Origin of the sequence: Rhizobium sp. R86522, assembly GCF_042466255.1 — a bacterium.
Lineage (GTDB): Bacteria > Pseudomonadota > Alphaproteobacteria > Rhizobiales > Rhizobiaceae > Allorhizobium.
In genome coordinates this window covers 86,642-111,257 of the sequence record NZ_JAXHBX010000002.1, presented here as the reverse complement: position 1 = coordinate 111,257, position 24,616 = coordinate 86,642, and the positions used below count along the sequence as shown (strand labels likewise).

The 24,616-nt window shown below is 60.4% G+C and carries 26 protein-coding genes; 15 read left to right on the top strand and 11 right to left on the bottom strand.

Going from position 1 to position 24,616, the window contains the following annotated elements; translation table 11 throughout:
• The first annotated feature begins 36 nt into the window (after positions 1–36).
• Positions 37–624, top strand: a complete 588-nt coding sequence (locus SJY08_RS22775; RefSeq protein ID WP_377278958.1) for a hypothetical protein — start codon at positions 37–39, stop codon at positions 622–624.
• Positions 625–898: 274 nt separating this feature from the next.
• Positions 899–1,822: an ArdC family protein gene (locus tag SJY08_RS22770; protein WP_377278956.1), complete on the top strand. Its 924-nt coding sequence runs from the start codon at positions 899–901 to the stop codon at positions 1,820–1,822.
• A 3-nt stretch (positions 1,823–1,825) separates the two neighbouring features.
• Here SJY08_RS22770 and SJY08_RS22765 read toward each other — a convergent pair whose 3' ends face one another.
• Positions 1,826–1,999 (bottom strand): hypothetical protein, encoded by a 174-nt coding sequence (locus tag SJY08_RS22765; protein WP_168169002.1) that lies wholly within the window; start codon positions 1,997–1,999, stop codon positions 1,826–1,828.
• Positions 2,000–2,452: 453 nt separating this feature from the next.
• On the opposite strand from SJY08_RS22765, the gene SJY08_RS22760 reads away from it, so the two are divergent.
• From SJY08_RS22760 to SJY08_RS22750, 3 genes are all read left to right on the top strand, one after another.
• Positions 2,453–2,761 carry a DUF736 domain-containing protein gene (locus SJY08_RS22760; RefSeq protein ID WP_003585013.1) on the top strand — a complete coding sequence of 103 codons (309 nt, stop codon included), beginning with the start codon at positions 2,453–2,455 and terminating at the stop codon, positions 2,759–2,761.
• Positions 2,762–3,084: 323 nt separating this feature from the next.
• A complete protein-coding gene (locus SJY08_RS22755; RefSeq protein ID WP_377278952.1) occupies positions 3,085–3,219 on the top strand; it encodes a hypothetical protein in 135 nt (44 codons plus the stop codon).
• 299 nt (positions 3,220–3,518) lie between these two features.
• On the top strand, positions 3,519–3,692 hold the full coding sequence (locus SJY08_RS22750) for a hypothetical protein (RefSeq protein WP_377278950.1): 174 nt from the start codon (positions 3,519–3,521) through the stop codon (positions 3,690–3,692).
• A gap of 40 nt (positions 3,693–3,732) precedes the next feature.
• Here the strand turns inward: SJY08_RS22750 and SJY08_RS22745 are convergent, their stop codons facing one another.
• Both SJY08_RS22745 and SJY08_RS22740 read right to left on the bottom strand, forming a co-directional pair.
• Entirely contained in the window at positions 3,733–4,155 is a 423-nt protein-coding gene (locus tag SJY08_RS22745; protein ID WP_377278948.1) for a thermonuclease family protein, read from the bottom strand.
• A 94-nt stretch (positions 4,156–4,249) separates the two neighbouring features.
• Entirely contained in the window at positions 4,250–4,519 is a 270-nt protein-coding gene (locus SJY08_RS22740) for a WGR domain-containing protein (RefSeq protein WP_377278946.1), read from the bottom strand.
• Positions 4,520–4,724: 205 nt separating this feature from the next.
• Between SJY08_RS22740 and SJY08_RS22735 the strand changes: the two genes are divergently transcribed.
• Positions 4,725–4,946: a hypothetical protein gene (locus SJY08_RS22735; protein WP_377278944.1), complete on the top strand. Its 222-nt coding sequence runs from the start codon at positions 4,725–4,727 to the stop codon at positions 4,944–4,946.
• 169 nt (positions 4,947–5,115) lie between these two features.
• On the opposite strand, the gene traG is transcribed toward SJY08_RS22735, so the two are convergent.
• Genes traG through traC form a run of 3 tightly spaced genes read right to left on the bottom strand, consistent with a single transcriptional unit; the run spans position 5,116 to position 7,553 of the window.
• Entirely contained in the window at positions 5,116–7,050 is a 1,935-nt protein-coding gene (gene traG, locus SJY08_RS22730; protein WP_377278942.1) for a Ti-type conjugative transfer system protein TraG, read from the bottom strand.
• Positions 7,037–7,252 carry a type IV conjugative transfer system coupling protein TraD gene (gene traD, locus SJY08_RS22725; RefSeq protein WP_377278940.1) on the bottom strand — a complete coding sequence of 72 codons (216 nt, stop codon included), beginning with the start codon at positions 7,250–7,252 and terminating at the stop codon, positions 7,037–7,039. Before traD ends, traG begins: the two co-directional genes overlap by 14 nt.
• Positions 7,253–7,256: 4 nt before the next feature.
• Entirely contained in the window at positions 7,257–7,553 is a 297-nt protein-coding gene (gene traC / locus SJY08_RS22720; protein WP_377278938.1) for a conjugal transfer protein TraC, read from the bottom strand.
• A gap of 255 nt (positions 7,554–7,808) precedes the next feature.
• Between traC and traA the strand changes: the two genes are divergently transcribed.
• From traA to SJY08_RS22700, 4 genes are read left to right on the top strand one after another with little or no spacing between them, the layout of a single operon-like run.
• The gene (gene traA, locus SJY08_RS22715; protein WP_377278936.1) at positions 7,809–11,129 is read left to right on the top strand and encodes a Ti-type conjugative transfer relaxase TraA; all 3,321 of its coding nucleotides are present in this window, start codon (positions 7,809–7,811) and stop codon (positions 11,127–11,129) included.
• Positions 11,126–11,692, top strand: coding sequence for a conjugative transfer signal peptidase TraF (gene traF, locus SJY08_RS22710; RefSeq protein WP_377278934.1), 567 nt, complete (start codon positions 11,126–11,128; stop codon positions 11,690–11,692). Before traA ends, traF begins: the two co-directional genes overlap by 4 nt.
• Positions 11,682–12,842: a conjugal transfer protein TraB gene (locus tag SJY08_RS22705; RefSeq protein WP_377278932.1), complete on the top strand. Its 1,161-nt coding sequence runs from the start codon at positions 11,682–11,684 to the stop codon at positions 12,840–12,842. The genes traF and SJY08_RS22705 overlap by 11 nt, the downstream gene beginning before the upstream one ends.
• Positions 12,843–12,856: 14 nt before the next feature.
• Complete coding sequence (locus tag SJY08_RS22700; RefSeq protein ID WP_377278930.1) at positions 12,857–13,468, top strand: TraH family protein; 612 nt, start codon at positions 12,857–12,859, stop codon at positions 13,466–13,468.
• Between the two features lie 742 nt (positions 13,469–14,210).
• Here the strand turns inward: SJY08_RS22700 and SJY08_RS22695 are convergent.
• From SJY08_RS22695 to SJY08_RS22675, 5 genes are all read right to left on the bottom strand, one after another.
• Entirely contained in the window at positions 14,211–14,888 is a 678-nt protein-coding gene (locus tag SJY08_RS22695; RefSeq protein ID WP_377278928.1) for a winged-helix domain-containing protein, read from the bottom strand.
• A 13-nt stretch (positions 14,889–14,901) separates the two neighbouring features.
• On the bottom strand, positions 14,902–15,678 hold the full coding sequence (fabG, locus tag SJY08_RS22690) for a 3-oxoacyl-ACP reductase FabG (RefSeq protein WP_377278926.1): 777 nt from the start codon (positions 15,676–15,678) through the stop codon (positions 14,902–14,904).
• On the bottom strand, positions 15,678–17,393 hold the full coding sequence (locus tag SJY08_RS22685) for an acetolactate synthase catalytic subunit (RefSeq protein ID WP_377278924.1): 1,716 nt from the start codon (positions 17,391–17,393) through the stop codon (positions 15,678–15,680). Before SJY08_RS22685 ends, fabG begins: the two co-directional genes overlap by 1 nt.
• Complete coding sequence (locus tag SJY08_RS22680; RefSeq protein ID WP_377278922.1) at positions 17,390–18,742, bottom strand: aspartate aminotransferase family protein; 1,353 nt, start codon at positions 18,740–18,742, stop codon at positions 17,390–17,392. Before SJY08_RS22680 ends, SJY08_RS22685 begins: the two co-directional genes overlap by 4 nt.
• Before the next feature lie 111 nt (positions 18,743–18,853).
• Positions 18,854–19,531: a GntR family transcriptional regulator gene (locus SJY08_RS22675; RefSeq protein ID WP_377278920.1), complete on the bottom strand. Its 678-nt coding sequence runs from the start codon at positions 19,529–19,531 to the stop codon at positions 18,854–18,856.
• 201 nt (positions 19,532–19,732) lie between these two features.
• Here SJY08_RS22675 and SJY08_RS22670 point away from each other — a divergent pair, with 201 nt between their 5' ends.
• From SJY08_RS22670 to SJY08_RS22650, 5 genes are all read left to right on the top strand, one after another.
• Positions 19,733–20,875: an ABC transporter ATP-binding protein gene (locus tag SJY08_RS22670; RefSeq protein ID WP_377278918.1), complete on the top strand. Its 1,143-nt coding sequence runs from the start codon at positions 19,733–19,735 to the stop codon at positions 20,873–20,875.
• A gap of 10 nt (positions 20,876–20,885) precedes the next feature.
• On the top strand, positions 20,886–21,779 hold the full coding sequence (locus tag SJY08_RS22665; RefSeq protein ID WP_377278916.1) for an ABC transporter permease: 894 nt from the start codon (positions 20,886–20,888) through the stop codon (positions 21,777–21,779).
• A 19-nt stretch (positions 21,780–21,798) separates the two neighbouring features.
• Positions 21,799–22,659 carry an ABC transporter permease gene (locus SJY08_RS22660; RefSeq protein WP_377279003.1) on the top strand — a complete coding sequence of 287 codons (861 nt, stop codon included), beginning with the start codon at positions 21,799–21,801 and terminating at the stop codon, positions 22,657–22,659.
• Positions 22,656–23,714 (top strand): extracellular solute-binding protein, encoded by a 1,059-nt coding sequence (locus SJY08_RS22655; RefSeq protein WP_377278914.1) that lies wholly within the window; start codon positions 22,656–22,658, stop codon positions 23,712–23,714. The genes SJY08_RS22660 and SJY08_RS22655 overlap by 4 nt, the downstream gene beginning before the upstream one ends.
• A 124-nt stretch (positions 23,715–23,838) precedes the next feature.
• Positions 23,839–24,549, top strand: coding sequence for a winged-helix domain-containing protein (locus SJY08_RS22650; RefSeq protein WP_377278912.1), 711 nt, complete (start codon positions 23,839–23,841; stop codon positions 24,547–24,549).
• Positions 24,550–24,616: the final 67 nt, after the last annotated feature.

Below are 24,616 nucleotides of genomic sequence, written 5' to 3'. Positions count from 1 at the left end.
GCCGGAACCGCTTCGCAAGCCAAGTAAGGAACAGACATGGCCAAGCCCGCCACCCCCAACCGCTCCAACCCACGGGTCTCGCAATCTCGCCGCGGTACCACCCTCGAAATGGTCCGCCTCTCCTGCCCCGATGCAATCCAGGCGTATAAGATCGCGACAAGCTTCGGCACGGCAATCGTCGACAGCGATGGCATCCGTAGCCTGCATGAGCGGCTGATCGTCGAGACCGCCGAGAGCCTCTCCGATGGCATCGGCGAGAAGGCCATGCAGATCCATCTGCAGCGTATCGTCGGAGCCTTCGTCGGATCCGCGCATGGCGCCGGGCAGTTTTACTCCCGCGCCGTCACCGAGGCGCGCGACGCGACCGCCAAGGCGTCGAACGACGCCCGCGATGAGGACCTAGACGGTCCGGTCGGCTATGACAGCGCGGCCCAGCGCAAGCGCGAGTTCGCAGCCGACATGGGCGTCCAGTCCCACTCGCTCCGAATGGCAGCCGAAGGCGCGGTTGCCGCCTACGAGCATGTGGTCGGCGAGACCTGGAAGCCCTTCGACCGGCCGGTCGAGAACCCCGGCGCCTCTCTTGATCGTAAGGCTGCCGAAGCGCAGATGGCGGCTCTCGGATAACACCACCGGCGGTGATGACCCCGCCCCTTTCTCCTCCCCGGGGCCGGCGCCAGACAGCGCCGGCCTTTTCCTTGTCGAAAGTAAAGCTGGAGACGTGCCTTTCGCGGCCCGTCCCGCTCGGCGGTCCTGCAGGAGCCGGGCACCCAAGCAACGGCTTCGCCGTCCTCCACGCTGTTGCGGCCGTTCCGGTGCATGGGCGCACCATCGGCCCCTGACTTCAGACCTCCGTGACGGACCGCGAAAGGCGCGGTTCTGAGAAATGGAGAAAGAAGTCATGGGCAGGAAAACGGATAACGATCGCATCGACATCTATACGCGGATCACCGAACGGATCGTAGAGGATCTCGAACAGGGCGTGCGCCCCTGGATGAAACCATGGAGTGCAGCCAGCACCGATGGGCGCATCACTCGGCCAATGCGCCATAACGGCCTGCCATACTCTGGTATGAACGTGCTGCTCCTGTGGTCGGAGCAGGTTTCGCGCGGTTTCTCCTCCTCGATGTGGATGACCTTCAAACAGGCGCTGGAACTGGGCGGGGCCGTGCGGAAAGGCGAAACGGGCTCGACAGTCGTCTTCGCCAGCAGGTTCACCAAGTCGGTGGCCGACGGAAACGGCAATGATGTCGATCGAGAGATCCCGTTCCTGAAGGCCTATTCTGTGTTCAATATCGAGCAGATCGACGATCTGCCCGACACGTATTATGCGCCGCCGGCCAAGGTCCGGGATCCTGTCGAGCGAATAGAGAGCGCCGATCGCTTCTTCCGCAACACCGGCGCCGTGATCCGATACGGCGGCAACCAGGCCTATTATTCGCCGATCATGGATTACATCCAAATGCCGCCCTTCGAGGCGTTTCGCGATGCTGCTGGGCACGCGGCCGTCCTCAGCCATGAGCTGACCCATTGGACAGCGGCGGCGCATCGCGTCGGACGTGATCTCTCGCGCTATACCAAGGACCGGACGGACCGCGCCCGCGAAGAACTGATTGCCGAGCTTGGAAGTTGCTTCCTTTGCGCCGATCTCGGCATTGCGCCAGAGCTCGAGCCGCGGCCCGATCACGCGTCCTACCTGCAGTCCTGGCTATCGGTGCTGGCCAACGACAAGCGGGCGATCTTCCAGGCGGCAGCCCATGCGCAGCGCGCGGTGAGTTTCCTGCATTCCCTACAGCCGGAATCGGAGGTGAAGGCTGCGGCCTGACGCTCAGTCGCGGTTGTCACCACCTGTGGCGACCGCGTGCTCCTCATCCCGTTCGTCCTTGAGACCTTGTGCGATGTCACCGCCCAGCCTTCCCCAGATTGACGGTTTTTGAGCGTCGGGTTTGGGTTTGCGGGATGGCTTGCGCTCAATGATGAACGGCTTTGTCTGCTGGCGCATTGATCCTCCAGGCTGCGATTCGCGAGTGCAACGATATCGCACAGTGTAAGCTGGGCAAGCGGGTCTACCATGTGAGGGCTTCCAGTCCCCGACTGAAACAAGCAACGACGGCAGAAGTGGGGGATGGCGCAAGAACATTCGTGCCCGGGCGAGTGCGGCGGAACACCATTTCCATATTTCTCACGTCAGAGTTTCAGGCAGCCCATCTGCGGGCTCGATGAGGCATGTCTGACCGGAGACCGGCTGCGCCTCGATCGTCTTCTCGCAACGACAAGGCTCAGATTTCTTACCCCGGAAGGCTGCGCCCTCCTCCTCTCCCGCTAACAAATCTGCGACTTGCCGCCCTCCATTTCATTCCGGCCCTATTGGGTGCGGTCCGATCGTCTCCGGTCTTGTCGACAGCTATCGAGGCCGCGATGGGCGCGGCCCGAACACGAGAAAAGGAATACGACAATGGCAACCATCGGCACATTCACCTCCACCGAAAACGGCTTCACCGGCTCCATCCGCACGCTCGCTCTCAACGTCAAGGCCCGCATAGCCCGGGTCGAAAACCCCTCCGACAAGGGCCCGCAGTTCCGCGTCTACGCCGGTAGCGTTGAACTCGGCGCGGCCTGGCAGAAGACCTCCGGTGAGGGCCGCGACTACCTCTCGGTCAAGCTTGACGATCCGAGCTTCCCGGCTCCGATCTACGCGACACTCGCCGAGGTCGAAGGCGAGGATGGTCTCCAACTCATCTGGTCCCGCCCGAACCGGGACTGATCAGGATCACGAGGCTCCGCCACCGGCGGGGCCTTCTCTCCCGTCGAGAGATCAAAGCCGGATCTGGCATCGAGCCAGGTCCGGCTTTTTTGGTGGTCTGCGGTGAGGGGGAGAAGCTGCTCAAAATGCAGGATTGTGCCAAGCGGCAATGCCGGCCTCAAGGATGAGCGGTTCCCCCAATTTGCTCCACCTGCCCTCAAGGGCAGATTGCGCAACTCGGCTCCCCCACTCCCCGGCTCTGCCGGTCGCTGGCGCGATCCGTGACCCCCGCATCCCCTTCTCGGACCGGTCGGTCATCTTTCACAAACGTCAAGGAGACGAAGATGACCTACGAACTCGAAATCCAGATCGAAGAACTGCGGGCCGAGCTGCGCAACGCTGTCGATGGCGCCGAGCACCGTCAAATCCAGGCCGAGCTCGAAATCGCCCAAGCGGAACTGGCCATCGAGGCTGCCTAGATGGATGGCCTTCTAGAAGCAGAGCCGCCCTTCTGAGGTGGCTGTCATCGCCCGCGTGACTTCGGCGTCGATCTGTTCCACTTCCCTGGCGATCCCGTTTTATCGACATTGGGAATGATGCGGATCGTGCGTCCCGCCGCAACCTCACGCCGTCAGAATTTTCCCCGCCTGCGGCTCCTCGCGGCCCAAAATTCAGCCGTCCTCAGGTCCTGCGCTGCGCTTCGGCCGTTCCGGTGCAGCACTCCTTCCCGATCCGCATTTCATCCCCGCGACGAAACGCAATCGACAGGAGAAACCAAATGCAACAACTCGCCAAATTCCTCAAGGCGACCGGCCGCCGCCTTCGCATCCTCGCCAGGGTGATCTTTCACTTCTTCCGCAAGGGCAAGCTCGGTTTGAAAATCGCGATCAAGATCCCGTTCTTCGTCGAGGTCGAGATCAATTTCGTGACCGACTGGAACCGACGGCGTTAAACGCCATACCGGCCCGGTTCGCCGGGCCGGTATCTACAGCTCAACACCAAGGTTCTCGCCGCCCGCTCCATGTCCTGGCGAGACCTTCTGAAACCATGACATCGCCGAGGCTCCGACCGTCGCGAACCAGCACGCGAAGCTTGCGCCCATAGTGGTCGGTGTCCCGAGCCGGCCATCCTTTGAGGTCGAACGAACCTTCGTTGATGAGTTCAAGCATTCTGTCCATGGCGAGTTTCCCAAGAACCAGTTCAGACGAGCATTTCGGCTCACTCACCTCTGGTGTGTCGATATCCGCGACACGAATATTCTGGCCACTTAACCAGATCGTGTCTCCGTCGACGACGCATGCTTGGCGCGTGCCAGTGGCACATTTTTGGAAGACCCCGCTCACCTTCGATGTGGCCCCGGACGCATAAACGTTGTCCTCAGCCGAAACAGAGACAGCTGGAGGAACTGCGAACATCAGCGACAGGATTAATTTATGACGCTCCGCATTTGCCCATGCACAACATTATCTGATGCGTTTTCCATGCCTGTCACTCCAATTCCGGCGCCATCTACCGCACATCGGGGCATGATTGACGGACAGTTGCTGAGTAGCCGCGGCGCTTCTTCTGCCGGAGGAGATCGAGGAAGAGGGCCACGGCCTCTCGCTCGGTTTCGAAATGATGACTCATGGTCTGGCCGTTCGTTCCGATACGTCCCCAACATCGTGTCAGGCACGCTTCGCCGAACAGGTTGGGCTCGATGGCCATCGCATAGAAACGGGCCATGTTTTTTGTGGCGTCCGTTCTCTCGACGTAGAGATGGTAAGGCTGGGTGATCATGCCGGCATGATCCTGTCTCCAACGCTTCCCGTCCAACGAGAGTTTTGAATCGTTCAGACGCAATCGATTCAATTTCGTGATGTCTCGGTGGACAACGGCAGTCCTCCATCTGTTGAAATGGCAACCTGGCCAACATCAGTACCTCGCGCTTGTCATTGGGTAACGTCTATGGAATGAAGCCGCCTGCCAACTTCAGGAGGAGCAGATGGACGACGCTATCCAGATCGACAACCGCGGCGATTTTGGCCTATGGGCCATCGAAGTGGCCAAGCAGATTGTCGCGGATCAGGGGTTTGAACTTGCCCGTGCTGCTCGCGATGGTTCTGAAGACGACGTCCGCATGGCTGGCAATGCTCTTGGCCAAGCCATAACCAACGCGATGATGGAGGTTTTCGACGGACTGACAGAGGATGTCTCCGGCGAGTAAGCGACCGTCTGAAGCGGAATGCCCCGGTCGGGGGCAGTCGGTCCCGGCTTCCGCTTACGCGGCGCTATGCTAAGCCTCCTGCGGCTGCCCGGTATCCGACCGAAGCATGACGAGAATTCCCGAAATCACACCCTGTCGGTCGTCGCTATGCTGATTTCTCCGATGCTCTTCATTGTTCGTCTGCAGGCGCTTCGCGCCGCCAAAACCTGCTCTCCTTAATGCAGGCTGTCATATCTTTCCGCCGGAGCCAGATGGCGCGGCCGCACCTCAACGGCGCGTTGCCTGCCGTGAACACGATCTGCTCGTCGGCGCGCATTCGAAGCACTTCGTGTGGCTGGATGAGCGGCCGGGCGGCCAGCTGCTTCGACCGCGTCCGCGACGACCCGCGGGATTGGAAGCTGCGGCTGACCTGATCGATTTCGACCGTCGTCATGCCGCATCGACGTGAGATGTAGTCTGCGGTCTCCGGATCGTTTATGGCGGCGAAACTGATCCAACTCGCACTCTCGAACCACTTGCTGGACGCGTCACGCCCGCCATAGGTTTCGCGCAGCTGGCCGATCGACTGATAGATCATCGTTAGCGTGACACCGTATTTCCGACCCGCGTCCCGCGCGGTCTCCAGAATGCGCATGTAGCCGAGACGAGCGACCTCATCGAGCAGGAACAGGGCCCGACCGTCCATGGTGCCATCGCGATTGTAGATCGCGTTGAGGAACGAGCCGATTACGACACGTGCCAGCCCGGCATGGGTCTCCAGCGTCTTCAGGTCGATGTTGATGAACACGTCGGTTTTGCCGGAAGCAATATCCTCCGTCCGGAACGTTGAACCGGACACGAGCGCTGCGTAGTTCTGATACGAGAGCCAATGCGTTTCCTTGATGGCATTGGCATAGACACCGGAGAAGGTTTCCGGCGTCATGTTGACGAAAGCGGCGACGTTCTCTTTCACGAAGTCCGATCCCGAATTGTCGTAGATATCCTGCAGGCGCTGCCGAAGCTTCGGCTCGGGTTCGGAAAGATTCTCGCGGACCTGGCGCAGCGTCTGCTTCTCCGTCGGTGTGTGACCGGACAGGCAGACATCGGCAATGATCGCCGTCAGGAGCTGCAGGCCGGAGGCACGGAAGAAGTCGTCGCGGACGCCACTCGCGCGACCGCTGTCGCTCATGATCCATGACGCGACCGAGGCAATGTCCTCCTCCTTCGTACCGCCATACTGGCCAACCCAGTCAAGCGCGTTGAAGCCTGTCGCGGGTTTGCGTGGATCGAGGATCCTGACACGCCGGCCCGCCTTTTCCCGATGGTCCGAGACCATGGGCGCGACCTCGCTCGAGGGGTCGAGTACGATGAGCGATCCGCCCCACTTCAACGCTGTCGGGATCGTCACGGAGGTCGTTTTGAAACCGCCCGATCCGGCAAAGACGATGCCGTGCGAGGAGCCAAACGAGCCGTCGAAGCAGAGCAGCGGAGACTTGCCGCCGGCGCCCCAGGTCTCGCTGGCATCGGCACGGAACGAGACACCGGCGACACTGTCGCGGTCAACACGATAACGCTCGCCGACCACGATCCCGCCAGAGCCTGGGAAGAGCTTCTCCGCTTCGGCAAGCTTCATCCAGTCGGCCTCGCCGTGCAGGGCACGCTTGCCGGCAATACGTCTCGGCGTAGGACGCGCGAAGGCGGCATTGCCGACCATCGCAACGCGGATCGCAAAGCAGCCGGACATCATTGCTGCGGCCGCGCCAATCATGGTCGATGGATCGAGATAGGAGAGCGCGGATCTTCCCGCCGGCACCTGAGAGGAGAGCTCTGCCAAGCGCACGCCTTCCCGCAAGCAAGCTATCAGGAAGACCGCGGCATTTCCGATTGCAGCACCAACGCCTGCGGCGCGAATGCTTGCAGAGCCGGCCGCCGCAAACAGGAAAATCAGGCCGAGCGCAGCCGCCGTCATGTAGGGTGCAGCGATCCCTGCCCGTCCCAGAGCAAGCTTTGCCGCATCTGATTTTCCGAACCCGGCAAGCCAGCTCTCGATCCCGGTCATCGCGAACACGGTCGCTACCATCATGGCCACGGGCAAAAGGACGAGAACGATCCTATTCACCTTCATTGCCGAACGCCTTCGTCCCGATTGCCGTCAACCGTGTCCGTTCTCTGTCGTCCGACTTCAGCCGCTGCTGCAAGTCCATCAACGCGCCGAGCAGAAGGGCGCGCTTCTCGAAGCGAAGGCCGGCTTTGACGATCAGGCCACCAAGTTCGATCTTGTCGCGCGTGTCCTTCTTCCGGGCGTCAGATGTTACGCTCCTGCTCATGCGCTCAAGCCTCAGCAGTGCCGCCCGAAGCCGCACCAGACGCGACCGTTTCGGACTGCCCGCCGCCCGTGTTGCTTTCACCTGCCCCTTTCCTCCCGCTCGTGCCGGGCTTGCCTTCGCGAAAGCGTTTCGCCAGATCCTCGAACGCCACCTGGAGGTCCGCTTCATCGATCTCGATCTCACCAAGCCCTGCCCTGAGTGCAATGCGGCCAATGCGCTCTGCCTCTCTTGTCTCCGCGTGCTTGAGCTGCTCCTGGAGTTTCGCGATCTCTTCTCGGATTTTGGAGGATGGCTTCTTCATCTCTGGATTGTCCTCTATTGCTGCATGTCTTGGTTCACGCAGCCAGAGTCATTCAGATTGGCGTGCCGATCTACTAACAAAAATGCGAGTAGGCGAAGCCTACGCTTTTGAGCATCATCCCGACCGTTCGCAAGGACGGATCCGAAGGGCGCAATTATACGTCGCTGATGCGACGCTCTGCTTTTGTCCCCTAGCGGGGCCGTCCACTTCTTGCGAACACGTTGATTTTGCTCGATCGCAGGAGTGTTTTTTGTCATGGCCGTCCCGCATTTCTCTGTCAGCATCGTCGCCCGCGGCTCCGGCCGCAGTGCGGTGCTGTCGGCGGCTTACCGGCATTGCGCCAACATGGACTATGAGCGGGAAGCGAGAACGATCGACTACACGCGCAAGCAAGGACTGCTGCACGAGGAGTTCGTCATTCCCGCCGATGCCCCGGAGTGGTTGCAATCGATGATTGCTGACCGGTCCGTGTCGGGTGCATCGGAAGCCTTCTGGAACAAGGTCGAAGAGTTTGAAAAGCGATCGGATGCGCAGCTCGCTAAGGACGTAACCATCGCTCTGCCGATCGAGCTTTCAGCCGAGCAGAACATCGAGCTCGTCAGGGACTTTGTGGCGCGGCACATCACGGCTCAGGGCATGGTGGCTGACTGGGTCTTCCACGACGCGCCGGGCAATCCGCATATCCATCTGATGACGACGCTGCGGCCGCTCACCGGGAGCGGTTTCGGGTCGAAGAAGCTGGCGGTCACTGGACCGGACGGCAAAACGCTGCGCAACGATAGCGGCAAGATCGTCTACGAGCTTTGGGCCGGTGGCATTGATGAGTTCAATGCGTTTCGCGACGGCTGGTTCGCCTGCCAGAACCGGCATCTCGCGCTTGCCGGCCTCGATATCAGGATCGATGGTCGCTCCTTCGAGAAGCAGGGAATTGAGCTGACCCCAACCATCCATCTTGGCGTCGGTACGAAGGCGATCGAGAAGAAGGCGGCCGGCGCTAATGGGCCGGCGGACGAGAAGGTAGTGCTCGAACGCCTCGAGCTGCAAGAAGAGCGGCGAGCTGAGAACGCTCGCCGGATCCACCGCAATCCGGAGATCGTGCTGGATCTGATCACGCGGGAGAAGAGCGTGTTCGACAGCCAAGATGTCGCGAAGATCCTCCATCGCTATATCGACGATGCGGGCCTCTTTCAGAGCTTAATGGCACGCATCCTGCAGAGCCCAGAAACCCTTCGCCTCGACCGCGAGCGCCTGGACTTCGCGACCGGGGTCCGGGCGCCGGCAAAATACACGACACGCGAACTGATCCGCCTCGAAGCCGAGATGGTCAACCGGGCAATCTGGCTCTCGCAGCGGTCGTCGCATGGCGTCCAGCAGCCAGTGCGCGAGGCGACGTTTGCGCGCCATGATCGGCTGTCGGACGAGCAGAAGGCGGCCATCGAACACGTTGCTGGTGTCGAGCGGATCGCCGCCGTGATCGGCCGTGCCGGCGCTGGCAAGACAACGATGATGAAGGCGGCGCGTGAGGCCTGGGAAGCAGCCGGCTACCGTGTCGTCGGTGGCGCTCTCGCCGGCAAGGCGGCGGAAGGTCTGGAGAAGGAAGCGGGTATTATCTCCCGCACGTTGTCGTCCTGGGAACTCCGCTGGAGCCAGGGGCGCGGGCAGCTCGACGACAAGACCGTTTTCGTTCTGGACGAGGCCGGCATGGTGTCGTCGCGGCAGATGGCGATATTTGTCGAAGCAGTCACAAAGGCTGGCGCCAAGCTCGTGCTTGTCGGTGATCCAGAGCAGCTTCAGCCGATCGAAGCGGGTGCTGCCTTCCGCGCCATTGCCGATCGCATCGGCTATGCGGAACTCGAAACGATCTATCGCCAGCGTGAGCAATGGATGCGCGACGCATCGCACGATCTGGCGCGTACCAATGTTGGCAAAGCCGTCTCAGCCTATCAGTCGAATGGCAAGATGATCGGCTCGGAGCTGAAGGCCGAGGCTGTCACGAACCTCATCGCCGACTGGAACCGGGATTACGATCCTGCCAAGTCCACATTAATCCTCGCGCACCTGCGCCGTGACGTCCGCATGCTGAATGGGCTGGCGCGCACGAAGCTCATCGAGCGCGGCATCATCGACCACGGTTCGCCGTTCAAGACCTCCGACGGTGTCAGACGTTTTGCTGCCGGCGACCAGATCGTATTCCTGAAGAATGAAGGCTCGATCGGCGTCAAGAACGGCATGCTAGGCAAGTTGGTGGAAGCAGCGCCCGGTCGCATCGTGGCCGTGATCGGCGAAGGTGAAGATCGTCGCCAGGTTTCGGTCGAGCAGCGCTTCTATAACAATGTCGATCACGGCTACGCCACCACGGTGCACAAGAGCCAGGGTGCGACCGTCGACCGCGTCAAGGTGCTGGCGTCCCTCTCCCTTGATCGTCACTTGACCTATGTCGCGATGACCCGTCACCGCGAGGATCTCGGCGTCTATTACGGCAGCCGATCCTTCGCCAAGGCCGGCGGTCTGGTCGAGATCCTGTCGCGCAGGAATTCCAAGGAAACGACGCTCGATTATGCCGGCGGCAGCATCTACGGCCAAGCACTCCGCTTTGCCGAAGCGCGCGGGATGCACGTCGTCAACGTCGCCAGAACCGTCGCGCGCGACCGTCTCGAATGGACGGTCCGGCAGAAACAGAAGCTCTTTGATCTCACCGGGCGTCTCATGACCATCGGTGCCAAGCTCGGCTTTGCCACCTCGACAGCCGGCACAACTCGAACGTCAGCAAAGGAGGCCAAGCCTATGGTGGCCGGTATAACCACTTATCCCAAATCGATCGATCAGGCAGTCGAGGACAAGCTCGCATCCGACCCTGCGCTCAAGAAGCAATGGGAGGAAGTCTCCATGCGTTTCCACCATGTTTACGCGCAGCCGGAAAGCGCCTTCAAAGCCATCGATGTCGACACGATGTTGCGGGATCAGGCAACGGCGGCAAAGACGATCGCCAGGATTGCCAGCGAGCCTGAAACCTTCGGTGTCCTCAAGGGTAAGACGGGCCTGCTCGCGAGCCGCAGCGAAAAGGCGGACCGCGACCGTGCACTGAAGAACGTGACGCCGCTCGCCGACAGCATCAGCGACTATCTCCGCCAGCGCGGCGATGCGGAGCGGCGAAATCATGCCGAGGAGCTGGCGGTGCGTCGGCGGGTTGCGCTGGATATCCCCGCTCTCTCGTCCAATGCCAAAAGCGTGCTTGAGCGTGTGCGTGATGCCATCGACCGCAACGACCTGCCTTCGGGTCTTGAATACACGCTCGCCGATAAAATGGTGAAGGCCGAACTCGAAGGTTTCGCGAAGGCGGTCACTGAACGTTTTGGAGAGAGGACGTTTTTGCCCCTTGCCGCGAAGGACCCCAATGGCGAGGCGTTCCAGCGGGTCACATCGGGGATGAATGCCGTCCAAAAGAACGAAGTGCAACAGGCCTGGAACACGATGCGGACCGTGCAGCAGCTGTCGGCCCACGAGCGCAGTGTGACGGCACTCAAGCAGGCGGAAGCATTGCGTCAGACGAGATCGCAGGGGCTTACCCTCAAATGAAAATTCGTCATCGACACAGAGTGCTGCGGCGCATGAAGCGGCTCGTCTGGTTCTATCGTATCTGCAGCGTCAGCCTTTTCAAACTTGGCCTCATTGTGCTGCTCGGAGGTCAGGGTTTCAGGGTCAATCTCACACCAAGCGAAGCGCTGGGCCTGTGGCGGATCGTCAAACCCGATCGTCCGATCCTGGTCGGCGATCTGGTCTTCATTTGCCCACCGAACACCGACACGATGCGTGAGGCGCGTGCGCGGGAGTATCTGCGTTTCGGCCTCTGCGCCGGTTGGGTCGCACCACTGATCAAAACGGTAGCGGCAACATCTGGACAGGCGATCGAGATAGTTGATGACGTTCGCGTCGATGGTCGGCCGCTGCCTAACTCCCGTGTTGCGAGGGTGGACGGTAAGGGGCGTGAGATGCTGCGCTACGACGGGGGCGTCGTTCCGCCTGGAACGGTCTTCCTGCATTCTGCGTTTTCGGGATCGTTCGATAGCCGGTATTTCGGTCCTTTGCCGATGGAGGGAATAATAGGACTGGCGCGAAAGGTTTGGACCTATGCGCCGTGAGCTTTTCCGAACGGGTGTCCTCGTCGCGCTATCTGCAAGCGCCGGGTGGACCGGCTGGAGCGGTCACATGCTCCTCCTTCCTTTGGTTGCAGTCTTCCCCATGCTCTGGTCCATGGCACGGACACGTCTGCAGGCAACGGCGATCTCTGCTGCGTACTTCCTTGCTGCATCGCGAGGACTGCCGCAGGGGGCGGCGAACTTCTATTCTTCGGATATCTGGCCTGGTCTCGTGCTATGGCTGGTCGCATCCTCCGCCTTCGTGGCAGTCCATTCGGTGCTCTGGTCGGATCGTAAGGGATGGCAAATGCCGATCCGCTACCTGTCTGCTTGCGTCGTAATGGCGATCCCACCTTTCGGCATTCTGGGATGGGCGCATCCGATCACTGCCGCGGGCACTCTGTTTACCGGCTGGGGATGGTGGGGTCTGGCAATAATGGCAGCCGGCCTGGGCGTCATGACGACGCGGTATCGGCCGGCTGCAGCCTTGGCCATGGCAGGCTTCTGGCTCTGGTCCGCCGCTGAGTGGACGCCGCCAATTCTACGTGCGTCGTGGACAGGTGTCGACCTCGAAATGGGCGCATCTCTCGGACGCGAAGCTGGCCTCGAGCGGCAACAGGAGCTGATCGACGTTGTGCGCGCCCAAGCGCCAGGCACTACGGTTGTGCTGCCTGAAAGCACTCTTGGTTTCTGGACGCCGACAGTTGCTCGTTTCTGGCAAAATGGGCTCGCTGGGACGGAACTGACGGTCATCGCTGGAGCTGCCTTCATCGACAGTGAGGGCTACGACAATGTGCTCGTCAAACTGTCGGCTGATGGAGCCGATATTCTCTACCGCGAGCGAATGCCGGTCCCGGGGTCGATGTGGCAGCCGTGGCGAGCCTGGATCGGCGATCGAGGCGGCGCCCGGGCACATTTCTTCGCCAACCCTGTCGTTGAGGTCGGTAACCAGAGTGTGGCGCCCCTGATCTGCTACGAGCTGCTTCTCGTCTGGCCGATCCTGCAATCGGCCTTTCACCGGCCTGACGCCGTCGTCGCAGTCGGAAACGGCTGGTGGACCGCAGGGACATCGATCATCGACATTCAGCGGGCGAGCAGCGAGGCCTGGGCCCGTCTGTTCGGACTGCCGCTCGTGATATCGTTCAACACTTAACGTCTGAAGCTCGGATGCTGGAAGCTGCGCTGATCAAGGAATGTACCGACCCATCGTTGAAACCTGATATCGTCGAACAGTTTGTCCGGGCGGTCGGCTCCGAGGACCCGCTCGCGATTACCGTCAAATCTGGCGGCCGACTGATCCTCGTTCCCAAACCGAAGACGCCTGAAGAAGCGATTGATATCGTTCGTGAGAGCATCGGCGGCTCTGTCGTGCGGGTGGGTCTCACCCAGATCCCTGCAGGGATCGGGTTGAAGGACGTGTCGGAGTTGAAGGTCGATCTTGTCGACCCTTGCGCCAATCTGCGGATGGGCACAGCGATGTTCGCCAAAATCCTTCGCATCGTTGCCAAGTGGTACGGAAATCCAACAAGCGAAGAGGTGTTCCCGCAGCTGTTCGACGATGCGATCCACGCCCGGCTAAGCGGCAAGTTCGAAGGGGAGAGCGTGTTTCAGGCTGAGGATCCTGGTGGAGCGGTCTTGCAACAGTGGTCCGTGTTCGAGATGGACAATGCTATCCATAAAGAGGAAGACGAAATCGTTGAGGTGCCGGATCAAGCACAGACCGAACCTAACGACGCGAGTATCTGGATCGATCTTACACGCATTCGGGGCCACAAGTGATGCTGCTTCAGATCGAAGGACTATCTGATTTAAATCAGACGGACTTCGGCTTAAGATTGGACGGAACTTCAGACACGTAAAAGGCAAAACCGCGATTAGGCTGCAAAATTGATCGACATCGGCTTTTCGAGGAATTTTGTCAGCCTTTATGAACATGTCTTGGTAGCGAATAGGGCAAGTGTTTCATCGGATGGCGACTGACACGTGCTGTCTCGAAAGCAGCCATCCCTCGATGGGATTCAGCCGCACCTGACATCCACCTCGTTCCGTTCCGCTGTCGGATAGTCTGACTTCACAGCCACCGCCCCTTTGATGCAAGGCTTGCTCGCTCGCAACCCAGGCGATCCGTGCAATGGGAAGCACGTCCGCTCTTGCCAATCGGCCTATGGCCTGTATCATCGAACCTATCAAAGCTCATTGAGCCCCGATCAGCCAGGGACGGCACACATGCTCAATCTTGGGCATGCGCTGTGCGACACCGTCCGGCACATGTTCGGTTCAACTCCTCTGCCGGACGCAGGGAGAGTTCTTTGTCGCGAGTTCCATCGAGGCGTATCACCCAAGCTTTGCCTCAGCCGCCTTCGAAGTGCGGTGAAGGCGCGGCCCATACAACAGAACACGCGCGGGTGCTGTTCGGTTCGGAAGCATCAACTGTGGTTGCTTTCTGCGCCCTGGACGCCTGGCTCGATGGCGAAGAGGTGGAGTATCGATCTTTGGCTCACCTGTTTCAAAGACTGAGCAACTAGCTCGGCACTTCGAGCGCGTAGCCACGTCCGCGGATCGTGCGGATCAGATCTGGCCCGGTTCCCATGAGCGCCCGCCGGATGTGTCCGATATGGATGTCGACGGTGCGTGGCTCGACTTCGGCAGTCTGCGGCCAGCACGCTTCGATCAGCACATCGCGGTCACAAACCGCCAAGGGCGTTTGCAGCAAGCGTCGCAACAAACGGAACTCGAGAGCCGTCAATTGTATGGCGCGGCCGGCGCGTTGAACCTTGACGGCTGCAAGATCCATCGACAGATCGGCGAACCGAAGGATTGCACCAGAATCCGCCCTCTCCTCTTCGATCGACCGGTTTCTCAGACGTTGAAGGAAATCGATGAGAAGAGCAGGATCGAGCGGGCTCTCCAACAGCAGATCACAAGCATCCGACGAGATCTCTCTGCCCGGCATTTTCCGGAGAAGATGGATGACCGAAGCCTGCGGGAAAAGTGTCCGAGCATGACTGAAACCCGCATTCAGATCGGCGTCTCCTGCTCCTCTATCGACAAGCATGGCCACGATCTGGCGGCTGCCGGCCAAGACCGAAACTTCCGCCGGTGTCGTTACCAGTAGAGCCTCGAACCCTGCCCTGTTCAGGAGAAACCGAAGCATCAGGAAGAGCTGGGCATCCGTCACGAAGATAAGGATCTTCAACATGACTTTCTCTCGTTCAGACAGGCGTGAACTCGCCGCCATTCACGTCAAGGATTGCGCCATTGATAAATCCTGCCTTGTCCGAGACGAGAAACGCGATGGCGTGTGCGAGGTCAAAACTTGTGCCGAGCCGCCCGACGGGAATACGCTCCAGGGCAGCCAAGTTGACCGGACTGTTCGCTGGTCCGGCCATCTCGGTCAGGATACGCCCCGGTGCGACGACATTGACCGTGACCTGACTGCCGCGGCAGCTCGAAACCAGCGAGCGACAAAGGCCCGAGAGCCCGGCCTTGGAGGCGACATAGGCCGGGCCCGCAACTTTCGGCAAAGCGCGGCCGGCGATCGAGCCCACCAGGACGATGCGGCCGAAGCGTTTCGACATCATGGATGGAATGACGGCCTGGCAGCAAAGCATGGCACCGGTCAGGTTGACCGAAAGGACCCTTTGCCATTCGTCCAGGTCCATATTGGCAAAAGATGCCGCCTGACCGTCGGGCCGCTTCGGCGATATTCCGGCATTGCAGATCAGCGTATCCGGGGTCGCCCAGATCCTGGCCACCTCGGCAAAGAACGCTGCGACATCCTCTGGCACGGCGATGTCTGCGCACCGACCAATGACATTTCGGGGATCGAATTGTCGATGCAGCGTGGTCAGCGCTGCATCGACATGGGTGATGTTCTGTCCGAAAAACGCCACCTTGTATCCCGCAGCAAGCAGCTGTTTGACAACGGCAAGCCCGATCCCTGAGCTTCCGCCGCTGACAACCGCGATGCGTTGCGGGAGATCATCCATCAGGCTGCCTCGTCCATCTTGGCAAACAGCGAGAGCGGTGGGTGTGCATCCGGATCCGTCATCACCTCGATCAGATAGGGACCATCAGCCTCAATCCCCTCACTCAGCCGTTCAGCTAGCTGTGCCGGGTCCGCAACGCGCGCCGATCGGCATCCGCAGGCCTCCGCGATTTTCGCATGATCGACCGGCGCAAAATGGCAGGCCGTGGTGTAGCGGCCGAACTTGACCGTCTCGGCATCACGCTGAAACCCGAGAATGCCATTGTTGAGAACGATGACAGTGACGGGAATTTCCATGCGGACCATGGTTTCAAGCTCGGCCCAGCTATGGGCAAAGCCGCCGTCACCGACAAGAGCGACCACCGGTGCGTCAGGACGGGCAAGCTTGGCGCCGATCGCAAGCGGCAGGCCCCAGCCAAGCCCGGCAAGCCCACGCGGGGTGATGAACCGGGTGCCCGAGGAGACCGAGCGCAGTTGTCCCGTGACCCACATGGACGAATAGCTGGCGTCTGCGACAACTGTCAGGTCCTTGTTCAGCCAGGGCTGAAGCTCACGCATCACCCGCTCGGGCCGTATCGGCGAACGCTCCGACTGATAATGGGAGGCGCGCGCCGCTTCGAACTGTTGCCAGCACATGGCCACCGCACGCTCGAGGTCTGGCCGGCCGGCACTTCGCAGACCAAGATCACGCCTTGCAAGGGCTGCGTTCAGGGCGATAAGCGTTTCGCGTGCATCGCCTGCGAGCCGCAGGGCTTCGAAGTTGCGGCCAATCTCGCTCGGATCGATATCGATATGCACAAGCCGCGCGCTCTGTGGGATCTGCGACCAGTTGTCGGTGCCGTTCTGATTGGTGCGGGTCCCGACAAGGATGATCAGATCGGCATTCGCGAGAAACGTGGCAGTGTGCAGCCCAAGCGATGCCGGGCCGGTCAGCGACCCGAGCACGCCAAGGGACAGCGGATGATGCTCGTCGACGGTTCCCTTGCCCATATTGGTGGTGGCGACAGCAAGGCTTGCGAGATGCTGAAGACGGGCCAGTTCGTGAGAGGCACGAGCGCCGTGGACGCCGCCTCCCGCAAGCACCACCGGACGTTTGGCAGACGCGATCCAGTCGGCTGCCTGTTCAATCAGTGTGTCTGCAGGTCTTTGTCGATCAAGCGGATAATGGCCAAGGCTCGCACGCCGCAATGTCACAGGAGACGTGATCTTGGCGCGCAAGAGATCGGCAGGCAAAAGCAGGGCGACCGGACCTGGACGCCCGGAATTCGCCGCCGTGAAGGCAGCGTCAATATAGTCTTCTATGCGGTCTTCGACCTGAACCCGGCGAACCCACTTCGTGCAGGACTGAAAGAGCGCGACATGATCGAGTTCCTGGAAGGCGTTGCGATCCGCCTGATCACGTTCGACTTCCTGGACAAGGGCAACGATTGGCACGCTTGCTTTCATGGCTTCAGCAAGCGGCGGCACGAGCAGGGTTGCAGCTGGCCCGTTTTGGGCTGCGACCACGCCGACCTTGCCTGAGATCCGAGCATAGCCATCGGCCATCGCGCCGCCCATGTTCTCCTGGCGATAGGAGATCTGGCGGATGCCACGGGCTTCTGCCGCAAGAACGACGGCCGAGGGCAGGCTCTGGGCAAAGAGATAGTCGACCTTGTGGCGCAACAAAGCGTCGGCCACACGATCGGCCACGGTCTCCTGGACAATGTGTGCATTCATGATTTTGGCTCCAAGTCCTTAAAATCGTAGGTTTTGAGAAATTGTTCGAAGACGGAGGCGACCTGGTCGATGTCCTGATCCGTCATTGCCGTTGACAGGCAGGCAGCGGCACCGAAGGGCAGCAGGATGCCCCGTCGTTCACGGAAGAACCGCGTGAGATCCTGCATGCATGCCTTTTCGGCTTCGCTCATGCGGGTCTCGGCATAGGTCTGGGGAAGGACCGGCTTCGGATGGATGCGAAACAGGGAAGCCGCACCTGATACCGAAAACGGACGATCAAGCCTTGCCGCACAATCACGCAAGTTCCCGCAGAGCCTTTGCCCCATGAGCTCCAGCCGGTCGAATTCCTCATGCGTCAGCGCCTGCATGGCGATGAGGCCTGCGACCATCGACACCGGATTGGCCGAGAATGTCCCGCCCTGCGGCACAAGCGGGCCATCGCCCGCAAAGACGGCCATGACCTCGGCCCGCCCGCCGATGGCGCCGATCGGAAAGCCGCCACCAATGATCTTGCCGGCAGTCAGAAGATCGGGCTCCAGGCCATAGCGGCGCGATGCCCCGCGAAAGCTTTGCCGAAGGTTCAACACTTCGTCTGCAATGACCAGGATGCCATGGCGCTTGGAAAGAGCATTGAGACGTTTGATGAATTTCGGCAAAGGCTGCAACAGACCTGCGCGGCTCGGCATGGGGTCGATCAAAATAGCCGCCAGGTGATCGGCATGGCGCTTGATGCCACGCTCCAGCCCTTCGACATCGTTGAACTCGAGCACGACGACGTCGTCTGCCGACTGGGCCGGTGCGCCGGCATAGGCCGCAACACCGATCGTACCGGGGACCCCGCCCGGTGCAGTCACACCGTTCTGCCCCGTTTCGGCCCAGTCGTAAGAACCATGATAGCAACCGGAAAACCGGATGATCGCCGATCGCCCGGTATAGGCACGGGCTGCCTTGATCGCGAACATCACGGCCTCGGTGCCGGTATTGACGAAGCGGACCTGCTCGACCGCCGGAATGCGATCAATCAGCAATTCCGCAAGCGCGATTTCATGCTGGGTCGGATTGGAAAAGCATGATCCCTGGCGCAGGAGCGCGCCGACCGCCTCTGCGACCGGTGCATAACCATGACCATGGATAAGCGTGGTGAAATTGTTGTTCAGGTCGAGGAAGCGATTGCCATCCACATCTTCGACATAAGCGCCGGAGCCGGAAGCCAGGTAGATCGGCTCAGGGTCCAGTTCGATCGTGGCGCGAGTGACACCGCCGGGAAAGACGGCGCGGCCACGGTGATAGAGGTCGGCGGACCGCGGACGCTTAAGCGCCGCAGTCCCGACTGCCATTTCTGGTAACATGGGTGCTTGCCTTTGTGTTGCTCAATATCAGGCACTTTGCAAAGTTGCCATAATTGATATAACAAAAAATCCGAAGGTCAAGCTCGTATAACAATTTTTACAATTCCAGCCCTACCGCTCGCGCAAAGCCTGGCGTAGCCGCCGATAGCCGTCGCGGATATCGTTCTCGATCGCCGCCCGCAACGCGCCTCCATCCCGGTCGATCAGCGCCTCGATGACCATCTCGTGGTTTCGCACGCCATGGCGCGCCTCGGCAAATTCCGGATAGAGACGATAAAAGGACGGACCGACTTTTAGCCAAAGCGGCTCGATCATCGAAACCAGATGCGGCAGGCCTGAGCGGCCATAGACATGGAAATGGAATTCCTTGTTGTGCCAGAGCGCATCGCCATAGTCGCGAGCCTCCAGGGCAGAGTTGATGCGGCCCTGAATTTCATTCAGCAAATCAATATCTTGCTGCGAACAGTTCATGGCCGCTTTTTCTGCCGCAAGCCCTTCAAGGGCAATGCGTATCAGCGTCACCTCTCTCAGGTCGGCATCGTTCAGGACCGGAATGATGACGGTCTTCGGACCCGCGTAAACAAGCGCACCATCGGCAACCAGCCGGTTGACCGCATCGCGCGCAGGCGACAGCCCGACGTCCAGCACCTCCGCCACAGAGCGGATGGAGAGCTTGTCGCCGGGCCTGTAGGCGCCGCGCGTGACGCGATCCTTCAGCAGCGCATAGGTGGCATCTCCGATATTCGGCGGCTGCTCGCGTCGCGAGTATTCAGAACCAGTCTCCGTCATTCTTCCCCCAGAGCGTGTTGACAGCTTCAATTTTTGATGTAACAAAAATGGAATTGTGAAGTTTCAGCAAAGTTTGTCTGAACAAACATTAGCAATTTGCGCATTCCAAGTCACCTCCCGCGAAGGGCACGGCCAGACAGCCGCCAAGCGTATCGGGCGCAGAAGAACAGGTCGCATTCCAAGAAAAACAAGGGGTACACGATGGGACAGCCACTGGCGCTACGCCATGTCCAGAAACAATACGGGGCCGTCTGGGCGGTCAAGGATACGAGTCTCGACGTCAGACCAGGAGAGTTCGTCTCGATCGTCGGCCCATCCGGTTCCGGCAAGACCTCACTGCTCACCATGATTGCCGGGTTCGAAGCCCCGACCGCGGGCGCCATCCTCGTCGGCGATCAGGATGTCACGGCACTTGCCCCCAATCACCGCAATATCGGCATGGTGTTCCAGAAATACGCCCTGTTTCCCCACATGACCGTCCGGCAGAACATTGCTTTCCCGCTGAAGATGCGTCGATTGGCGAAAGGCAAAGCCGCTGACAGCCGCGTCGATGCCATGCTCGATCTTGTCCAGCTCGATGCGCTCGAACATCGCTATCCGCATGAGCTTTCCGGCGGCCAGCAACAGCGCGTTGCCGTCGCCCGGGCGCTTGTCTTCGATCCACCGGTGATCCTGATGGACGAGCCGCTTGGCGCTCTCGACAAGAAGCTGCGCGAAAGCATGCAGGTCGAGATCAAGCAGATCCAGGAGCGCATCGGCGCGACCGTGATCTATGTCACGCATGATCAGGAAGAGGCTCTCACCATGTCCGACCGGGTTGCCGTCATGCATGGCGGCCAGCTTGAGCAGATCGGCACTCCGGTTGAGCTTTATGCAAGGCCGAAGACGGCCTTCATCGCTGACTTTGTCGGCTCGATCAATTTCATCCCCGGCATCATCTGCCAGTCTGCGGGATCATCGGTCACGATCCGCTGCGGCACGGCGCTTCTTGAGACAAGCCCGTCCAATCTCCAGGACGGCGCACCACCTGATATCGGCGAGCGCGTGCGGATAGGCGTCAGACCAGAGCACCTCGAGATCGATACTCTGCCTCAAGACGGAGCGCTCAGCACCGCACGGGGTGGTTCACGCTCTGTGTCCAATCCAGGTGCCGGCCTCACGGGCACGGTCGAGACGATCATCTTTGCCGGCGCATCACGATTGGCACTGATCCGGCTTCACGACGCCCCCGGGATCGTTCTCAAGGCCTCCCTCCCCGCGCAGCTCGGAGCGCTTCCCGAGCGCGGCGCAAAGGTTGCCTTGCGCATCGCGCCGAGTGCCGCCCTGATCTTTGATGCGGGTTGAGGAGGTCCCGATGACGATACAGGTTTCGCCTCTTTCTGCACCGCGCTTCGCAAGTCTCATCAAGGCCCGCGACGCAGGCCATTTCTCAGTTCTGGTCTCAGGACTGCTTGCTGCACCTCTGCTTGCCGCACTGGCGCTTGGCTTCATCTACCCGGTGGCAAGGCTCGTGGTTTTGAGTCTTGCCGATGGTGGCGCAAGCTACCTGCGCATCTGGGAGGATATGCTCTATCTGAACATCCTCCTCGATACGGTTGTGACCGCAGCCATCGTGACAGGCTTCTGCCTGGTTCTCGGCTATCCTGTCGCGTTGGTGATGGCTCAGCTGCAAAAGAGAACGGCCTTTGTCGTTGCAGCTTGCGTCTTCGTGCCGCTCTGGACGTCGGTCCTGATCCGCTCCTATGCCTGGATCCTGCTTCTTCAGCGCAACGGGCCGATCAACAGCTTCCTGGCCGATCACGGCCTGATTGATGGCCCGCTGAAGCTCCTCTACACGCATGGTGCCGTCGTTCTCGGCATGACGCATGTGCTTTTGCCCTTTGCGATCCTGCCGATTTTCGCGACGTTGAAGACATTGTCGCCCGACTATCGGCGCGCGGCTGCCAATCTCGGTGCCAACCGGCTTCAGACCTTCCTGAGGATCATCCTGCCCTTGAGCCTGCCGGGTGTATTTGCCGGCGGTCTCCTGTGTTTCGTCCTGGCGCTCGGCTTTTACATCACGCCGGCCCTGCTTGGTGGGCCCGGCTCCATGCTGATGGCGACGCTGATCGGTCAGCAGACCACCGTCCTCCTCGACTGGCCATTTGCGGCCGCCCTGTCGACCGTCTTGCTCGCGGTGACGCTCGTCATCGTCTTCCTGTTCCGCAAGGCGCTGTCACTCAACAAGGGGTTTCACAGTGTACGTTGATAGAAAGATCAATCCCGTCATGGCCGCGAACAAGCCCGACAATCCGTCCATCAGGTTTGCGGCAAATGGTCTGCGAGCAGCCATCAAGGTGCTGGGCACGCTTGGCGTGCTTGCGATCCTGTTCTTCCTGATCCTGCCCACCTTGATGATCCTGCCGATGTCGCTCAGCACATCGACCTATCTGCAGTTCCCGCCGGAAGGGCTGACGTTTGACTGGTATCTGGCCTTCTTCGGTGATCCCGACTGGATGGCCGCGACCTGGTTCAGCCTGCGGATCGCGATTGCCACATCGCTGACCGCGACCGTCATCGGAACCATGGCCGCCCTTGCCATCGAGCGCGGCGAACTGCCCTACAAGGGGCTCGTCAATGCATTGGCGCTGGGGCCAATGATCGTTCCGCACATCGTCATGGGCGTTGCCTTGTATCTCGTCTTTGCACCGCTGAAGCTGACCGGCACGCTGATCGGCTTTCTGATCGCCCATACGGTGCTGGCCGTCCCATTCGTCATCATCACGGTGACGGCAGCCTTAAAGCGGCTCGATCCAGCACTGGAACTTGCCGCACTCAATTGTGGCGCCGGTCGCTGGCAGAGCTTTCGCTACGTCACGCTTCCGAACATTGCCCCGGGCGTCGGTTCGGGGGCCGTCTTTGCGTTTCTCGCGTCCTTCGACGAGGCGACGGTTGCCTTCTTCATCTCGGATGTCGGCGGCAAGGCGATCGGCCGCAAGATGTTCGAGGACATCGACTTCAACCTGACACCGGTGATTGCGGCCGCATCCAGCGTCACGGTGATCGCCTCCCTCATACTGATCGGCCTCACGCATCTGGTCACCACGGCCAGAAACCCTCAGAACCAAAAAGGAGTGGAACAGCAATGAAGACGACATCCGCATTCGGCCTCGCTATCAGCCTCACAATCGGCGCAGCCTGCGCAGATCGGCCGGCCTGGGCTCAAGACCCGATCATCATCGCGTCGACCGGGGGCGCCTATGACCGCGCCTTGAAGGAAGCCTGGTTCGATCCCTTTACCGCCGAGACTGGCATTCCGGTGACGATCGTCTCGGCAACCAATGCCGAGATGCGCGCGAAGGCGTCAGCCATGGTCAAGGCCGGCAATGTCACCTGGGACCTTTACCTTGAAGGCGAGATCCAGGCGGCATCCGAGGCGCACCGCCTGGCGACGGAGGACCTGACAGAGTTTTGCCGTCAGTTCCAGGCGAGGCAAGATCTGCCGGAAAATGCCTGCACGGCCGGCGGCGCATTGTTGCAATCGACAGCCACGCTTCTGGCCTACAGGATCAAGGATGACCGGGCAGTGCAACCGCGCAGCTGGGCAGACATGTGGGATACCAAGACATTTCCCGGAGGCCGTGCCTTTCCGAACTTCGACGATCCCTGGCGGGTGCTCGCTGCCGCACTTCTGGCAGACGGCGTGAAGAAGGAAGACCTGTTTCCGCTCGATGTGGAGCGCGCTTTCACCAAGCTCGACGAGATCCGCGACGATGTGACCGTGTGGTGGAAGACCGGTGACCAGAGCGTCCAGGGGTTCCGCAACGCGGAATATGATCTTGGACAGATCTGGCTGACGCGCGCGCGTGCAATGAAGAACGAGGACCTGCCGATCGCCTGGTCCTATGAGGCCTCCTTCCTGGTCGGCGACCGCGTCGCATTGGTGAAGGGGGCGCCGAACCGCGAAAACGCGTTGAAACTGATTGCCTACTGGCTCGACAACCCGGCTGTCCAGGCAAAGGCCTGCGATGTGCTGTCCTGCACGCCACCGAGCACGGAGGCCTTAGCACTGATGTCCGAGGCCACCCGACAATCCATGCCGACGGCAGAAGACCTGCGCCGCAATGTGATTGTGCCGGACGCCGAGTGGATCAACGTCAATGCAGCATCCCTGCTGCAGCAATGGAACAGCTGGGTGCGGTAAAGGCAGGCAAACAGCCGATACGAGCACCGTCACCGGCAGCAATGCCCACAGCACGACAGGACCAGGCATGGGAACAGTGCCTGGCTCCAACGGTCCTGGCACCCCATGGAGGCGAGCGAGATCAATGGCCAACCTTGTACTGATCTACTCGAAGGATCCCGACTTCTACATGCTGATGAGCCATATCCTGGCGACATCCGGCTTTGAGACATCGCCAGTCGACGGCCTGGAGGCGATCCTGGCAGCGCCCCTTTCGAGCGCCATCACCATCCTTGTCGACACGAGCGACGGGATCGAGCGCCTGACCCGCTTTTGCGAAGAGGCAAAGGCACATAGCCAGACATCAAAATTACCGATCGTCGCTCTGATCCCTGCCCGCCATGAGGAGAATTATCTCCTGCTGCTGAAGGCAGGGATCGACGAGGTCTTCATGCGTCCCACCTCACCTGAGCGCATCCTCATCTATCTGCATGAATTGACTGGCACGAGCCGCCACAATGACAGGCCTCAATCCCCCATCGACGACGTCAGCCGGTTTGGTGAGCTCGAGATCGACACAAAGACACGCCGCCTGAAGAACGGGGATCGGACAACGCATCTCAGTCCGATCAAGTTCAGCCTGTTCCGGCGGCTTCTTCAAACGCCTGGACAGGTCGTGTCACGCGCCGAGCTGATCGAGGCTGCCTGGCCTGAACGGGGCCATGTGAGCGCGCGTACCGTTGACGTGCATATTGCAAATCTGAGACGCGACATCGCCACCACAACCAGGCACACCAGCATACGCACGGTGCGCTCCAGCGGCTACGTCCTGATTGCAGGCCGATCCCCCGGCTGAACCGACGGTCTCTTTGAACAAACTTGAAGTTTTCTTTGCGAAAGCTTCGTTGTCATGACAAACAAAC